This is a genomic window from Chryseobacterium shigense (assembly GCF_014207845.1).
Lineage (GTDB): Bacteria > Bacteroidota > Bacteroidia > Flavobacteriales > Weeksellaceae > Chryseobacterium > Chryseobacterium shigense_A.
In genome coordinates, this window is record NZ_JACHLC010000002.1 from 227,236 (window position 1) to 241,784 (window position 14,549).

At 37.4% G+C, this 14,549-nt stretch carries 8 protein-coding genes and 2 tRNA genes; 7 read left to right on the top strand and 3 right to left on the bottom strand.

What is annotated here, in order from left to right; genetic code table 11:
- The first annotated feature begins 18 nt into the window (after nt 1-18).
- The gene (locus HNP36_RS10855) at nt 19-318 is read left to right on the top strand and encodes a thioredoxin family protein (RefSeq protein ID WP_184162958.1); all 300 of its coding nucleotides are present in this window, start codon (nt 19-21) and stop codon (nt 316-318) included.
- Between the two features lie 69 nt (nt 319-387).
- Here the strand turns inward: HNP36_RS10855 and HNP36_RS10860 are convergent, their stop codons facing one another.
- Complete coding sequence (locus tag HNP36_RS10860; RefSeq protein ID WP_184162960.1) at nt 388-1,140, bottom strand: nitrilase-related carbon-nitrogen hydrolase; 753 nt, start codon at nt 1,138-1,140, stop codon at nt 388-390.
- A 104-nt stretch (nt 1,141-1,244) separates the two neighbouring features.
- Here HNP36_RS10860 and HNP36_RS10865 point away from each other — a divergent pair, with 104 nt between their 5' ends.
- The 3 genes from HNP36_RS10865 (at nt 1,245) to HNP36_RS10875 (ending at nt 3,428) form a co-directional block, all read left to right on the top strand.
- The gene (locus HNP36_RS10865) at nt 1,245-1,685 is read left to right on the top strand and encodes a DUF6646 family protein (protein WP_184162963.1); all 441 of its coding nucleotides are present in this window, start codon (nt 1,245-1,247) and stop codon (nt 1,683-1,685) included.
- A gap of 104 nt (nt 1,686-1,789) precedes the next feature.
- Complete coding sequence (gene rseP / locus HNP36_RS10870) at nt 1,790-3,271, top strand: RIP metalloprotease RseP (RefSeq protein ID WP_184162966.1); 1,482 nt, start codon at nt 1,790-1,792, stop codon at nt 3,269-3,271.
- Nucleotides 3,272-3,351: 80 nt separating this feature from the next.
- Nucleotides 3,352-3,428, top strand: a tRNA-Asn gene (locus HNP36_RS10875).
- A gap of 156 nt (nt 3,429-3,584) precedes the next feature.
- Here HNP36_RS10875 and HNP36_RS10880 read toward each other — a convergent pair.
- Nucleotides 3,585-5,297 carry a helix-turn-helix domain-containing protein gene (locus tag HNP36_RS10880; RefSeq protein ID WP_184162969.1) on the bottom strand — a complete coding sequence of 571 codons (1,713 nt, stop codon included), beginning with the start codon at nt 5,295-5,297 and terminating at the stop codon, nt 3,585-3,587.
- Nucleotides 5,298-5,815: 518 nt separating this feature from the next.
- Here HNP36_RS10880 and HNP36_RS10885 point away from each other — a divergent pair.
- Nucleotides 5,816-11,536 (top strand): T9SS type A sorting domain-containing protein, encoded by a 5,721-nt coding sequence (locus HNP36_RS10885; protein WP_184162972.1) that lies wholly within the window; start codon nt 5,816-5,818, stop codon nt 11,534-11,536.
- 303 nt (nt 11,537-11,839) lie between these two features.
- Nucleotides 11,840-11,916: transfer RNA gene (locus HNP36_RS10890), tRNA-Asn, on the top strand.
- 137 nt (nt 11,917-12,053) lie between these two features.
- Here the strand turns inward: HNP36_RS10890 and HNP36_RS10895 are convergent.
- Entirely contained in the window at nt 12,054-12,623 is a 570-nt protein-coding gene (locus tag HNP36_RS10895) for a tyrosine-type recombinase/integrase (RefSeq protein ID WP_184162975.1), read from the bottom strand.
- A gap of 542 nt (nt 12,624-13,165) precedes the next feature.
- Here HNP36_RS10895 and HNP36_RS10900 point away from each other — a divergent pair.
- Entirely contained in the window at nt 13,166-14,548 is a 1,383-nt protein-coding gene (locus tag HNP36_RS10900; protein ID WP_184162978.1) for a T9SS type A sorting domain-containing protein, read from the top strand.
- The last annotated feature ends 1 nt before the right edge of the window (nt 14,549 follow it).

Sequence of the window (14,549 nt, forward strand, 5' to 3'; positions counted from 1 at the left end):
TAAACAAAAAACAAAACTATGTCACAAAAATTTCAGGAAATCATTAATTCGGAAAGACCGGTACTTATTGATTTTTTTGCCACCTGGTGCCAGCCTTGTAAAGTACAGTCGTCCGTTCTGAATACGGTAAAGGAACATGTGGGGGAAGGAGCAAGAATCATCAAAGTAGATGTAGACCAATATCCGGCCCTGGCTGCTCAATATGGTGTACGTGGAGTTCCTACCCTCGCCATCTTTAAAGACGGAGAGCTTTTATGGAAAGAAAGTGGCGTGCATGATGTGAATACGCTCACGGAACTGCTTAAACAGTATTCTTAAAAATATTTTAAGGCTGAGAGTAAGGAGAGGGGATTATTCCATTGAGCCTTAGTCTCAGCTTTTATCTATTTACAAATCAATTGTAAAGCGATCCCTGTCATTCAGGAACTGAAAATGCTGTCTGAAATCTTTCAGCTCATCCATATTAAGTTCCGCAGAAACAATATTTCCGTTCTTTTGTGAAATTTCCGTTCCATCTGCAAAGAAACAGTGAGAGCTTTCCTGATAAAAAAGGTTATTTCCATCCGTCCCAATTCTATTAAGCCCGAACACAAAAGACAGGTTTTCTATTGCTCTGGCTTTTAACAGGTGCTCCCAGGCTCCTACTCTTTTTTCCGGCCAGTTGGCAACATAAAGCACAGCATCATAATCATCATTATTCCTTGCAAAAATAGGAAAACGAAGATCGTAGCAGACTTGCAGCAAGATCCGGAATCCTTTATAATTCACAATCACTCTCTTATTTCCGGGAGTATAGACTTTATCTTCTCCTGAAAAGGAAAACAGATGTCTTTTATCATAAAAAACAGTTTCAGAATCTGGCTGTACGAAATACATCCTGTTATAAAATTTTCCATCCTGTTCTACCGGAGCACTTCCACAAATGGCGGCATTTTTTTCTTCCGATATTTTTTTCAGGAACTCCAGGGATTCTTCATTTCTGTCGGAAACCTCAGCTGCATCCATACAGAAACCTGTGGAGAACATTTCCGGGAGCAGGAAAATATCGGCCTGTTGATCTTTAAGCTGTTCCTCAATCAGTTGAAAATTCCTGTCTTTATTTTTCCAGACAATATCCAAATTAAGCCCTGCAATTCTCATAAACTTTGTTAAATAATGTCACTAAAAATACGATTTTTCAATGATTTCGGTTCTATTTTTGATGGGATTTCATCTATATTTATCATTTAATAAAAGTAAAGTTTATGAAGAAATTGTTTTTTGTGCTGATGATCGCTTTTTTCGGGACTGCAGCCCATGCACAGGCATACACAGGTAAAGGCGACCAAAAAGTTCAGGCAGGATTAAGTGCCTGGGGATATGGAACCGGAGTTACAGGAACCTATGATTACGGATTAAATAAACTTATATCCGTTGGAGCAGGTCTTAATGTTTATTTTGACAATTATAAAGATCATGATAAAGACAACCGTGTTTTCGCGTTCGGAAGACTGAACTTTCATCTTCAGGAGACACTTGATTTACCTTCAAAGTGGGATATTTATCCCGGCGTAGATGTTGGAGTGCTGGGTAAAGATTTCGGGATCGGGGCACATATTGGAGCCCGTTACTTTTTCACAGAGAAAGTGGGCGTTTTTGCAGAAGTAGGCAACAACGGCAGTATCGGTGTTTCTTTCAACCTGTAGAATTCGCAAAATATATGACAAAGCTTCTCATTTAGAGGGGCTTTTTTTATTTGGCATAGTTTTGATAATTGTTACCTTTGCAAATTAAAATCTAAAATTTATTAATGGAATTAGCAATCAAGATTTTCCAGTTCATACTAAGTATTTCTATTTTAGTGGTTCTTCATGAGCTTGGACACTTTTTACCGGCAAAATGGTTTAAGACCAGAGCTGAGAAATTCTTCCTGTTTTTCGATCCGTGGTTTTCCATCTTTTCAATGAAGAAGATCAATGGAAAATGGCAATATAAAATTCTTTCCAAAAACCTTCCGGATACGGAAACTATTGTAGTAGACGGAAAAGAAACTGAAGTTCCTATCGATACCTCAAAACTTCCGGACAATGACTGGAGAAAGCATCCCGAGCAGACCAAATACGGAATCGGATGGCTTCCTTTCGGCGGCTATGTGAAAATTGCCGGGATGATCGATGAGAGCATGGATAAGGAGCAGATGAAAAAACCTGCACAACCATGGGAATTCAGATCTAAGCCGGCATGGCAGCGACTTATTATTATGCTGGGGGGAGTTACCGTTAACTTTTTCCTTGCATGGATTATTTTCGGATGCCTTTCCTATTTTAACGGTGAAACTTCTTTTGATACCACCAAAGTGGAAACGCCGATGCATTATACCAGTACTGCAAAAGCAATGGGTTTTGAAGATGGTGATAAGATCTTAAAAGTGGATGGAAAAATTCAGAATAATCTGGACAAACTGTCTTTAGATATTTTATTAAGCGATCAGGTAACAGTTCTAAGAAAAGGGCAAGAGGTTACTTTCAACACTAATGATGACGGGAAAGCAATGGCTTTCAAAGATGAGAACCCAAGAGCGTTTCTTACACCAAGATATACACCTGTAATTGATACAATTGTAAACCCTAAAACAGCTGCAGCCGGGTTAAAAATTGGTGATCAGGTAGTATCTGTAAACGGTGAGAAGATTAATTATTATGATGAATTACAAGGCGCTGTTGTAAAAAATGCGGGCAAAACAATTAATATGGAAGTAGTAAGAGCCGGTGCACTGCAACCCTTACATCTTGAAGTTTCCAAAGAAGGAACCTTAGGAATTGCGTCTTACAAACAACTGGAAAAGTTTGCCAATACACAGCATTTCAATTTTGTAGAATCTATCGGAAGAGGGTTTACAAGAAGTATTGAAAGTTTAACGTACCAGGTTAAACAGTTTAAACTGGTATTCAATAAAAAAGTTCAGGGTTATAAGAAAGTGGGAGGTCCGCTGGCAATTATCAAGAATATGCCGGTAGAAAAGTCTAAAGACGGGGCTGTATCTGTTAACTGGAGTATGTTCTGGAGCTTTACGGCAATGTTCTCCGTTTGGCTGGCATTCCTGAACCTTATTCCTATTCCGGGGCTTGACGGCGGGCACGTTCTTTTTACTTTGTGGGAAGTGATTACAGGAAAACCTGTTCCTCAGAAAGTACTGGAAAATGCACAGACGATTGGGGTTATTTTCCTGCTAGGATTAATGTTGCTGATCTTCGGAAGTGATATTTTCAAGGCACTTACAGGCAGCTTATAATTTTTTTGAATTTTTTCTAAAAAATATTTGTAGGGTATAAATATTCGTCCTATATTTGCACCACTTAAAACAAAGGACATTCCTCCTTAGCTCAGTTGGTTAGAGCATCTGACTGTTAATCAGAGGGTCGCTGGTTCGAGCCCAGCAGGAGGAGCCAAAAGAAAAAAGTCGCCAAATTGGCGACTTTTTTCTTTTGAATGATATTTCAAATTTTTCATTATTAATATTTTTCTGAATTCCATTATGTTCCAGGCAGGTCTTGATTTAGGTGATCTTTTCGAGTTTCCGGAAAATAATGATTCCTTTGAAAATATTATCCCTCAAAGGAATTTTTTTCCAGCTGTCTGATATAATCGGAAGGAGTCATTCCCGTTCTTTCCTTAAATGCCTTAGTAAATGTTGTAGAGCTTTTATACCCTATCTCTTCAGATATTGTCTGGATGGTATACTTGCGGAGCTGCGGGTTCATTTCCAGCTCGTTCAGAATATAATTAATACGGAGGTTATTTACATATTCAGAAAACGACACCTCTTTATGCTGATTGATGATCTGGGACAGGTAGGCCGTGTTCGTATTCAGCTGTTTGGCTATATTTACGAGTTTAAAATTATTGGATAAAAATCTTTTTTTTGATTCCAGAGATTCCAGTTTTACAAGAATATTACTAATAAGCTCATCTTCTATTACCGGTACAGCGACAGATTTTTTGCCGGCTACCGGCAAGATATCCATATTTTTATCATTCTCCCGAATACCTAAAACACCCTTCTTTTTTCTGTTATAGCTATAGACAACATAGAAAATGATTCCCATGAACAACAAACATGCAATTATCAAGAAATTCTTTTTATTATTTCTTGTGAGCATTTCTTCAGAAATATTTTTTATTTCCTGCTGTTCATAGATTCCAAGGAAAACATTACCCGAATTTTTCTGGATGTTTTCTTTTTCTATTTCGGACAAACTTAGTTTTGCGTATTTATAAGCTTCTTTGCTGTTTCCAAGATTTTCATAATTGATGCTTAATAAATGATATACCTTCAGTTTTGTTTCATATGTACATTTTGCATCTTTTATAACATTGTCAAGCTTTTTCAGGTATTGAAAAGCGGAATCATTTTTTTTAAGAAATGTATACACCTCAGCTTTTCCCAGCCATACTGCTTCTCTTGAAAAATTTTTCTGCATCAGAACCGGATCTTTTTCACATTCATTAAAGAGAGACAGTGAGAGGGCATACTGCTTTTTCAGCAATGTTGTATTGGCCTTTCTGCATGTATGCAAAGCTCTGGAATATGCCGAAAAAGCCGGAGAATCTTTCATTAACTGATAAGCTTTTTCATAATTGTACTGGGCCGAATCCAGAAATTTTGTTTCCCCTGTATCTTTATACCATTTGATGAATGCATCACTTTTTGTATTATATGTTGTTGCAATTTCCTTTACCTTTAAAAACTTTGCATACAGGATATTGTCCGTATCATTGCGGATGTCATTCAGACGGGTATTCAGTAAATCAATTCCCTTTTTGTAGTTTCTCAGCTCTATGTATGCGACTGCAAAAAAGATTTCCTGCTTCTTTTTATAGACAGGGCTCATTCCTTTCGACAGATCATTCAGATACTTTAATCCCTGTGTAATATTTCCTTTCCTTTTTTCAACATAAAACAATCTGGTTATTGCAATATGCCTGAGAGCTTCATAATAGGAAAAATCCAAATTCTTCTTATTCTCCTGTATCAGCTCCAGGGAATGAAGAACAGACCTTTCCGCTTCTGCAAATTCTCCTTTCTGATACAATACAGATGCAGAATCAAGTTTAATTAATAAATCGTATTTTAAATTATACTTTGAAATCCTTTTGAAGTTTATATTTTCATTGCCTAATCTAAAATCTACAAGGTCCCATTGGTCTTTTTTTATTAAGCTGTCTATCTCCTGTGAAGCCTTCAGATCAGGGTTCTTTTGGGAATATACTTTTAAGGATACGAAAAAAAATACAATCAGTATATTTTTTAAAATCATGTGTGTTTATGTTTCCCAAATCTACTTAATAATCAAAAATGTTTGAAATAAAATCTGCACTTTTTATTTCAAAAAATGCTTTCATGAGGAAAACCAGTAAATACCTTCCAATAAATAAAATAACATTTTAAATATCAATAGATTACATTTTAACTGATTTCTGAAAATGAATTGAAAATTTATAAATCTGATGAACGTTTTATTTTATAATGACTGGGGTTTAAATAAGTTTGAGGTTAAAATTTAAAAAAACTAAGATGAAAAAAAACTCTTTTATCCTCAACATACCTTGAATTCACGGATTCACACAAAGTCTATTACCCAAGTTCTGTCTTGGTGTAAGTGTTTTCCCATTGAAATACAATGATTCCTTTGTTCTCGGTAAATACTCGGAAATCATTCATCCTTTTCAGTTAATACAGGAGATTCCTCATATCATACATTGAACCATTACAATTAAAAACACAGGAGTTAACGAAAATCCTTTAACAGAGTAGTATCAACTAACAAACTTCAAAATGAAAATTAAATTATTTTTGTTGTCATTATTGTTATTGTCCGGCTTTCTCCAGTCTCAAACAGTAACAATTGATTTAAGTACCGGAAAAAACAGTGACGGTACTTTAATGAATGCTCCACCACCGGACGTGACCGGCGGAACTTCTGAAGCAGATCCTGACTGGTCTGTAACTCGTCCCGGCGAAATAGCTCAGGTAGGGACCAAGACCAGGCATACTTACACAGGATGGTCATTTCCTGCTTTAGGAATAACAGCAAACGCCCTGCAAAGCCGTTGGATTACAGATAAAGATGGCTGGGCTAACGTTGGTGACGGTTACTACAATTATTACAGTAAAAGTTTTACCGTACCTAATGGATCAACTGATATAACGCTTAATATCAGATCATTAAGCTTTGTAAGAAACTGGACCTATCTTGTAAGAACGGATGTAGTCCCCAACACCGAAGAGTTAATTACCCAAACAACATGGATGAGTGACGGAGCCAAAGGCTGGCTGAACTCCAGAAGTCCGGAGGTCATCAATAAATCTATTACTCCCGGAACTTACATCATAAAAGTAAAATTATACACTAATAATGGTGGGGTAACAAACGCCTTAAATGTACATGGTTTAGTAAGCTATACACCACAAACATGTACAGCCCCTGCTCCATCGGTAAGCACCCCAGTTGTCTACTGTCAAAATGCTGCTGCATCTCAACTTTCAGCTACAGGAACAGGATTATTATGGTACACCGAAGCTACAGGAGGAACGGGAAGCTCTACTGCTCCAACGCCTTCAACAAACAATGCAGGCACTACTTCTTATTATGTCAGCCAAACCCTTAATGGATGTGAAGGGCCAAGAGAGAAAATAGATGTAACAGTAAATGCTGTCCCTGGCTCTCCGGGTGTAAATACTCCTGTTGTTTATTGCCAAAATACTACATCATCACCACTTTCTGCAACAGGAACAGGGTTATTGTGGTATACTGCAGCTACAGGAGGAACAGGAAATACAACCGCCCCCGTTCCTACTACAGGCAGTGCAGGTACAACTTCCTATTATGTAAGCCAAACTGTAAACGGCTGCGAAAGTACCCGTTCTTTAATTGATGTAATTGTAAATACACCTCCGGGCTTACCTGGTGTAACCTCTCCGGTTATTTACTGCCAGAATGATACCGCGTCTCCTCTGTCTGCAACAGGAACAGGATTATTATGGTATGCTACGGCTACAGGAGGAACAGGAAATACGGTTGCTCCAACACCAGATACTACCATAGCAGGAAGCACAGACTATTGGGTAAGCCAAACTGCAAATGGCTGTGAAGGTTCAAGGGCAAAAATAACCGTTACCGTTAATGCAGGCCCTGATGCTCCTACAGTTGGCGTTATTACTCAACCTTCATGCTCTGTATCCACAGGGTCAGTGGTATTAAGCGGACTACCCGCAGGAAACTGGACCATCACGGCCAATCCCGGAGGTGCTACTCTGACAGGAAACACATCAACAGCAACCTTCACTAATCTGGCTCCGGGAACCAGCTATTACTTTAATGTTAAAACCGGTACAGGATGTAACTCTGCATTGTCAGATGAAGTAGTAATCAGTTCTGTATCCGGCATTACCGGAAATGATAAGGTATGTAAAGGAAGCACTATCACACTGTCAGTTCCTTCCAACATACTGGGCGCAGGTACAAATCCGTGGAGTTTAAGTTCTGCTGTAAGCGGGGTAACTCTTACTAAAGACGCAACCAACCCCAATGTGGCGACTTTGGCAGCAAATACTTCCGTAACCGCTACTTCCGTAACGGTTAAGTTTACAACAAGTACAGGCTGTATACTCACAAAAACAGTCAGTATAGGAACCGTTGTAACTCCTACATTCAGTATATCTTCTTCTATCTGTTTTGGTCAGAATTATACACTTCCTGCCACTGCAAACAATACCGTTACAGTTAATGGAACAGCAACGCCTATCACAGGAACGTGGTCTCCGGCAATAGTAGATAATACGGTAAAAGGGATATATACTTTTACCCCTAATCAGCTTCCGGGATATTGCATTAATTCTACTTCTGTTACCATTAATATCAGCAACAGTTTAGAAAAATACAGTGGAGATGCTTATCAAACAGTAAATGCAGGTACAGCCATCCATAATATTTTTTACAGAATTATTGGCGGAACAACAGCTACTGTAACAGGTTTGCCAACTGGCGTTACTTCTACGGTTGTAACAGGAGGAGCCGGTCTTAAGGAAGTCCGAATTTCAGGAACCCCAACAACACCGGGAACATATAACTTTACCGTTACCGTACCAAATGCTTCCTGCCCGGCAACAGCAACAGGTAAAATTATTGTAAATCCTACAGGAACTGTGGACTGGACTCTCGCTCCTAACAGCTACATTTTTACAGGTAAAGATGATAACGACACTACAAAAGATGTGGATGGTATAAAAATTCCGGTAAAAAAAGCATTCTCTGTCTGGAAGGATGATCGCGACCCTGTTCTTTCATTCAATACACCAGTTCCTGCGGGAAGTCAGTTATCCGCTTATGTGTACTGGGAAGATGTTTCCGGGATCATAAAAAGCGATAGCTCTTATAAATTAATTTTAGACGGAAGCGGAGAAGATGCTAAAATTCTGGTTCCTGTAAATAAAACCAGAGGCGAAGGAAATGCCGTAATAGCATTGCATGCAGGAACCAATGGCAATAGTAGTGACCCGATATACTGGACATGGCATGTCTGGGTAACCGATGATCCACGTACCAATGGTTCAACCTATAATCAGGGATATGAAAAAGATAAGAAGGGGGTAAATGCATTTGCCAACTGGAAATGGATGGACAGAAACCTTGGTGCTACCAATGCCCAGTTTTTAGGAAACGACTGGAATAAATCTGCCGGTCTAATGTACCAATGGGGAAGAAAGGACGCAATTCCTCCAATGATCTATAAGGATGGTACTAAGTACGAAATACATGGAGAAATAGGAAAAGGAAGAAAATTCAATCCTTTTGCTCCGGTTGCATCCGATGACAAATTTGAGTTTGGCTGGAAGCTAAGACCTAATAATGCAGGCACTTTAAATGACCACAGCGAAGTGGTTAAGAATTTAAAATATGCTGCCACTCACCCGTTACAATTAATCACCTATACTAATTTCCTTGGCGAAACATGGTTCTCGGATCAGGAATACAGGGTAACAGGATTAATGGACGGCGCTTATTACAGTAACAGGATTTCGTGGGATCTGTGGTCTGACAACAGAGGAGGAATGTTCTCTCAATCAGGATCAAGCGATGCAGAAACTGATACTGACAGTAAGACTTATGAATTAAAATCTTCTTACGACCCTTGCCCTTGCGGATGGAGAATTCCGTCTCATTACGGAGGAAGTTTAGGCGGCGCAACGGGAAATAACAACACCAGCCCATGGGGAAGAGGTGGCGGAGGAAATGATGATGTATATAATAACTGGAAAACAGCATCCGTTTTAAACAATCTGGGTATTCCGAATTCAAATGGTTTTTACTTGGATACATATACCACTGATGGAGACCCTATAGTTAATGAAGGAAAATCTTTATCATATATCAGTTTAAAAACTACCAATTCAATGTTGCCTAACATTAAGGTTTATCCGTCCTTAGGTTTTGATTTTAGCGGACAGACAGATAGAAAGCTAGATTATTTCCCATTAACAGGAGGTTATGTATATTTCGGGCCACAAGAAAAAGTAGATTACTACCGTGCATCAGAAGGAGTTTCGTATGTTAACTGGCTGGCTACTGCCGGGTTTGCAACATCTACATATTCTCCGTGGAACGGAGTTCGCGGTATGGGTATTGTTGCAGATTATAAAACCACTCCGGACAAATTAAACCTCAGCTACAGTATTGCTCAGACTGCAAGGGTTAAAGGAGCGGGAACTGTAAGATGTATCAAAGATCCTAATGATATTTATATGCCTTCAGTATTCAAAACAGAGTATATATACCCTTCTGTAAGTCCTCAATATACTTTGGAAAACCTGAAAACCTGGGCTAAGGAGCCTAACAGTTATGTTATTTTGCCTGCCGCTACATCTAAAACATTCAGCATTAAGAAGGCTGTAGCAATGCACAAGCTTTATTTAACAGACAATGAAGCTTTCCCTGCAAATGTCAGCGTAAGTGTATATTGGACTACTAAAAAAAATAATGTAGATCCTATCAATGCTACTTATTCACCTGGCTCTAATTCTGAGGATGGCAGTATCACGATAGACCGTACAGCAGGGCAATATGGTAATGCTGTGGTAGCGCTTCACAATGGTCTTACCCAGTCTTCTCCGGTTATATGGAGCTGGCATATCTGGTTACCGGAAACAGAGCCTGTAGGTATTCAGGAGTATTTAACTGAAATTCCTTATGACATCACGGCAAACGGTGCTACAAGCGGGGTTTCACCTAGCGGACATGTTATTAACAATTCGTACAGTCTTGTATTGCCTCCTTTAAAGACTGTTTTTATGGACAGAAACCTGGGAGCCTTAATAGCTTTCCCAACAACTACAACACCTATAGACAGTGATGAGTATAAAAAAACAATGGGACTTCACTATCAGTTTGGTAGAAAAGATCCGTTACCAAGCTTTTTAGATGGAAATATATACAGAAACAGCCAGCTGATAGGGGCTGCTCAATATAACAGCACAGCAGGAGGATACATATCGAACTATTCTCAATATGCCAGTAATATTACCCCTGCAGACAAACGCGAAGCTGCTGTAAGAAAAGTATTGAAATATTCCTCTGAAAACCCTCTTACTTATCTGAACCAGGATATTACAAAAACCGGCACATTGGGAGGTGCTCCATATGAAAAGCCTAAAGACTGGATCAGTGAAGACCAAGGTATCGCTTTTGAGCGTTGGGGACACGCAGGTGAGAAATCTCCTTTCGACCCATGCCCTGAAGGATGGAGGGTTCCTGATACTTCCTACTCATTTGCAAGCAGCTATACCGGAGACGGAGTGAAAGGTAATTCTCCGTGGTATCTGGGCGGTAAAGCAGTTACAGATCCCGCTCCTAACAGTGTAAGCAAGATAGGGATAGGACAGACATATAGAGCATCCGCTGCAAACAATTATAAAGGAGTTCTGGTAAATTCTACTTCAGGAAATAATGCTGGATGGGTATTTAACGGAAACAACAATGGTAAACCTTATAATATAGGAAATTATCCTATTGCGGGAATCAGAAACGGAAGTTCTGTTACTACAAATGAAATTGGAGTATGGTCTGCATCTATGGACGACAATATGTTTGGAAATGCCCTTGGCCTGAATATAAAATCAGGATTAATGACCACAGGTATAGGAATGAACCCTTACGCCGCTATGTCCTGCCGTTGTGCAAAAGATGAACCAAGATATCTTGGAATTCCTGTAACCAATAATTCAGGAGCACAGGCGAAAACAGTACTGGCGTCTAAAGAAGTACAGGAAAAAGTAAAAGCAGAAAAGCTTGTTCTTTATCCGATTCCTGTAAGCAATACATTAAACATCAGTGCAACTGACAGCAAGGATTATTATTATGAAATTTATAATATGTCCGGCCAGCTGGTGAAGAAAGGCAAGTTTGAAAACAGGCAGACAGATGTTTCTTCTTTAGTTTCAGGAGCTTATCTGGTAAGAATCAATGATTCTGATACTATTGTTAAAATAATTAAAAAATAAAATAACTAAGCATTTTAACAAATAATATACACCATACTTTTATCCGGACCCCGGATGAAATATGAAATTTTAACCACGCTTTCGGGCGTGGTTTTTATTATTGCCAATAAGCTGGGAATTTTTTAGAATTTCACCCGTAATTTCCGGCATTTATCTGAAGATGATTGGAGCTAATGAAAAAGGTATAAAATATTTCTTACTGAAATTCAATATTTTTAATCAAAAATCAGCGTTAATTAGGGATAAAATTTGCCTGATATGAATATTCCTTTTATATTTGCAACACCTTAAACAAAGGAAAATTCCTCCTTAGCTCAGTTGGTTAGAGCATCTGACTGTTAATCAGAGGGTCGCTGGTTCGAGCCCAGCAGGAGGAGCCAGAAAACGAAACACTTACAACAATGTAAGTGTTTTTTTTATTCCTCTTGCAAGAACATTGCAAGGACTTTTTCAAAAACGACCTTTATTTTGTATGATGAAAAGTCACTTTTGGTTATCACTTTTATTTTTTAGTAATTTAAATCAAATGACTGTTGATTTCAAAAACAGTATCCAAATCCATTGAATCTAATGCTGAGTGGTTGGTATTGGAATGGGACAATATTTCAGATATTTTATCAATAGACACACCACTTCTTTTTAGAACTGAGGCATAAGAATCTCTTGCAGTCTTGAGTTTCAAAGGAACGGAAAGTTCTAATTTTTCTGATAATTCTGATAGTGAATAATTGATCTGTTTCCGAAGTTTCCGATTGTAATAATCAAAATTCTGTTCTGAATATCCTTCTTTTAGAATATCCAAAACAAACTTACTTTTTCTATCTCCCACTTTTTGCAACAACAACTCCAGTTTCCTATCAATTGGAACAACAACATCCTTTTTCAAATTTTTTTGTGTTTTTTCGGTTTTTTTCCTGAAAAACACAAAACATCTCCCATTTTGTTGTTCCCATCTTAATCTCAGCAAATCGACAAAATTAATTCCATTACAACGATATAGAAGTTCCCAAATATCTCTTGCAAATTCTTCTTCTGAACTTGCAAAATTTTTTAAATTTACAATTCTTTCTATTTCTTTATTTGACAACACATATTTTTTGGGAATATATTCTGTAATCTTATATCCTTCTATTGAAAAAGGATAAACATATTATTTTGGTACTATTTTCTTTTTATTGCAAAAGTAATTGATGACAGTTCTCAGATCTCGTAAATTAGAATTAATGGATGATATAGATGTACCCTTTCTGAGTCTCTCTTTCTCATTGGTTTAGGATTTGAAATTAAAACCACAAAATATTTTGTAAACGAATCTTTATCACCTTTCCAAGATAAAATTCAGCAAGTTCTTTTACAAGAATATCCCCAATACATCCTTTAGATTGATGTTAAATTCCTATCCTACACTATGTAAAATGCGATAAATAATCAATTTTTAACTTTTTTTATAAAATTTAATATTTTTTTAAGATTTATTGTTTTTTTTCATAAGTTTGTGAGTACCAAATAAAAACTTAAATCCAAAAAAACTCATAATATGAAGAACTTATTCCTCGAAATTCCATAGTTTTCTAAATTTTCGTGACTTCAAGTATCACTGAACCTTACTTAAAACTATACTATTTTCACATGATTTTCAAAAACACATACTGCAAGATTGCAGCAGGTATTGCTGTTTTCTGCTCTGCTCAATTCTATTCACAATTAGTTGGCTCAGATCCTCAGATCTGGGAAAAAGCAAACACCTCAATTAGAGAAGCTTCCAATGTAAAAGATGACCATTTACTTAATTTCCATGACGGAATAAAAAACCGTTTTCTCAAAAAGTATATAAGACATAGTCGTGATAAAAGCCATACGCTAAGTCTTGTCCATACTTCCAGAGAAGAAGAAAAAATATGGGAGAACGATTCTAAAAAGATTATTCTCAATAATAATGTTTTTGAGAAAGGAGATCAAACAAAGATCAAGCTTCGGAAAAAACCGAGTATTTTCACTTATGCAGGTGTGGGCGATTTAAAATCCGGTAAGCCGGACAGCATCAAAATTAAATTTGATGATCAGAATCTTTATGAGATGATATTCATTTCTAAGAAAGCAACAAAGACGGATATCAGTAAAATTCACAGTTATCTTTCCATCAAATACGGAATATCTCTTACCAAAGGAAAATATATTTCTTCTGACGGGACACTGATTTGGGATCCTGAAAAACACAAAGATTTTAAATACAGACCAACAGGGTTAGGTAGGGATGACGGCAATGAATTGTATCAGAAACAGTCTTCCAATCAGGAAGATCAATTTTTGACTATTGGGAAAGGAAATATTTTTAAAATGAATATTGAGAACCCAACCTTGTTCGATCAAAATAATTTCGTGATATGGTCGGATGACAATAAGGAAATGGGGTTCAGAAATGAAGAAAACTTAAGAGTTCTTGAAAGAAACTGGGAAATCAACTTTATAGGTTCTACTATTCCAAAGAAAGATTATCAGGTTCGTATTGATAAAAATAAAATGAATCCTGATTCGCTTCCTTTAGTATATTGGATGTTACTAAAAGACTCAGCAGGAGAAATTATAAAAATTCAGGGCGTAGAAAATGAAAACTTTATTTTTTTCAATAAAGTTGATTTTATAAATAATAAGAGCAATGACCTCTTTGAACGATTTACATTTGCAACGGGACCTATACCAAAAACCCGAGAGGATGAGACAAGTCAATCCCAATCCAATTCTCTAAACAATGAAGTAATTTCCTTGAACCTTGAAGATATTAAACTCTATCCAAACCCAGTTAAAAAAGGACAGGAGTTTACTGTAACTTTTCCTGCAATGGAAAGCCTGAGCATTTCTATTTATGATGGAGGCGGAAGATTGGTTAAGATGGAGAAGATTGATCATAAATCCAAATCATATCACGGAACACTTAATATTCAGAGTTCATACTTAGTGTCTTTAACACTCAATGGGAAAGTAATCAAAACCTTTAAATTAATCGTAGACTAAA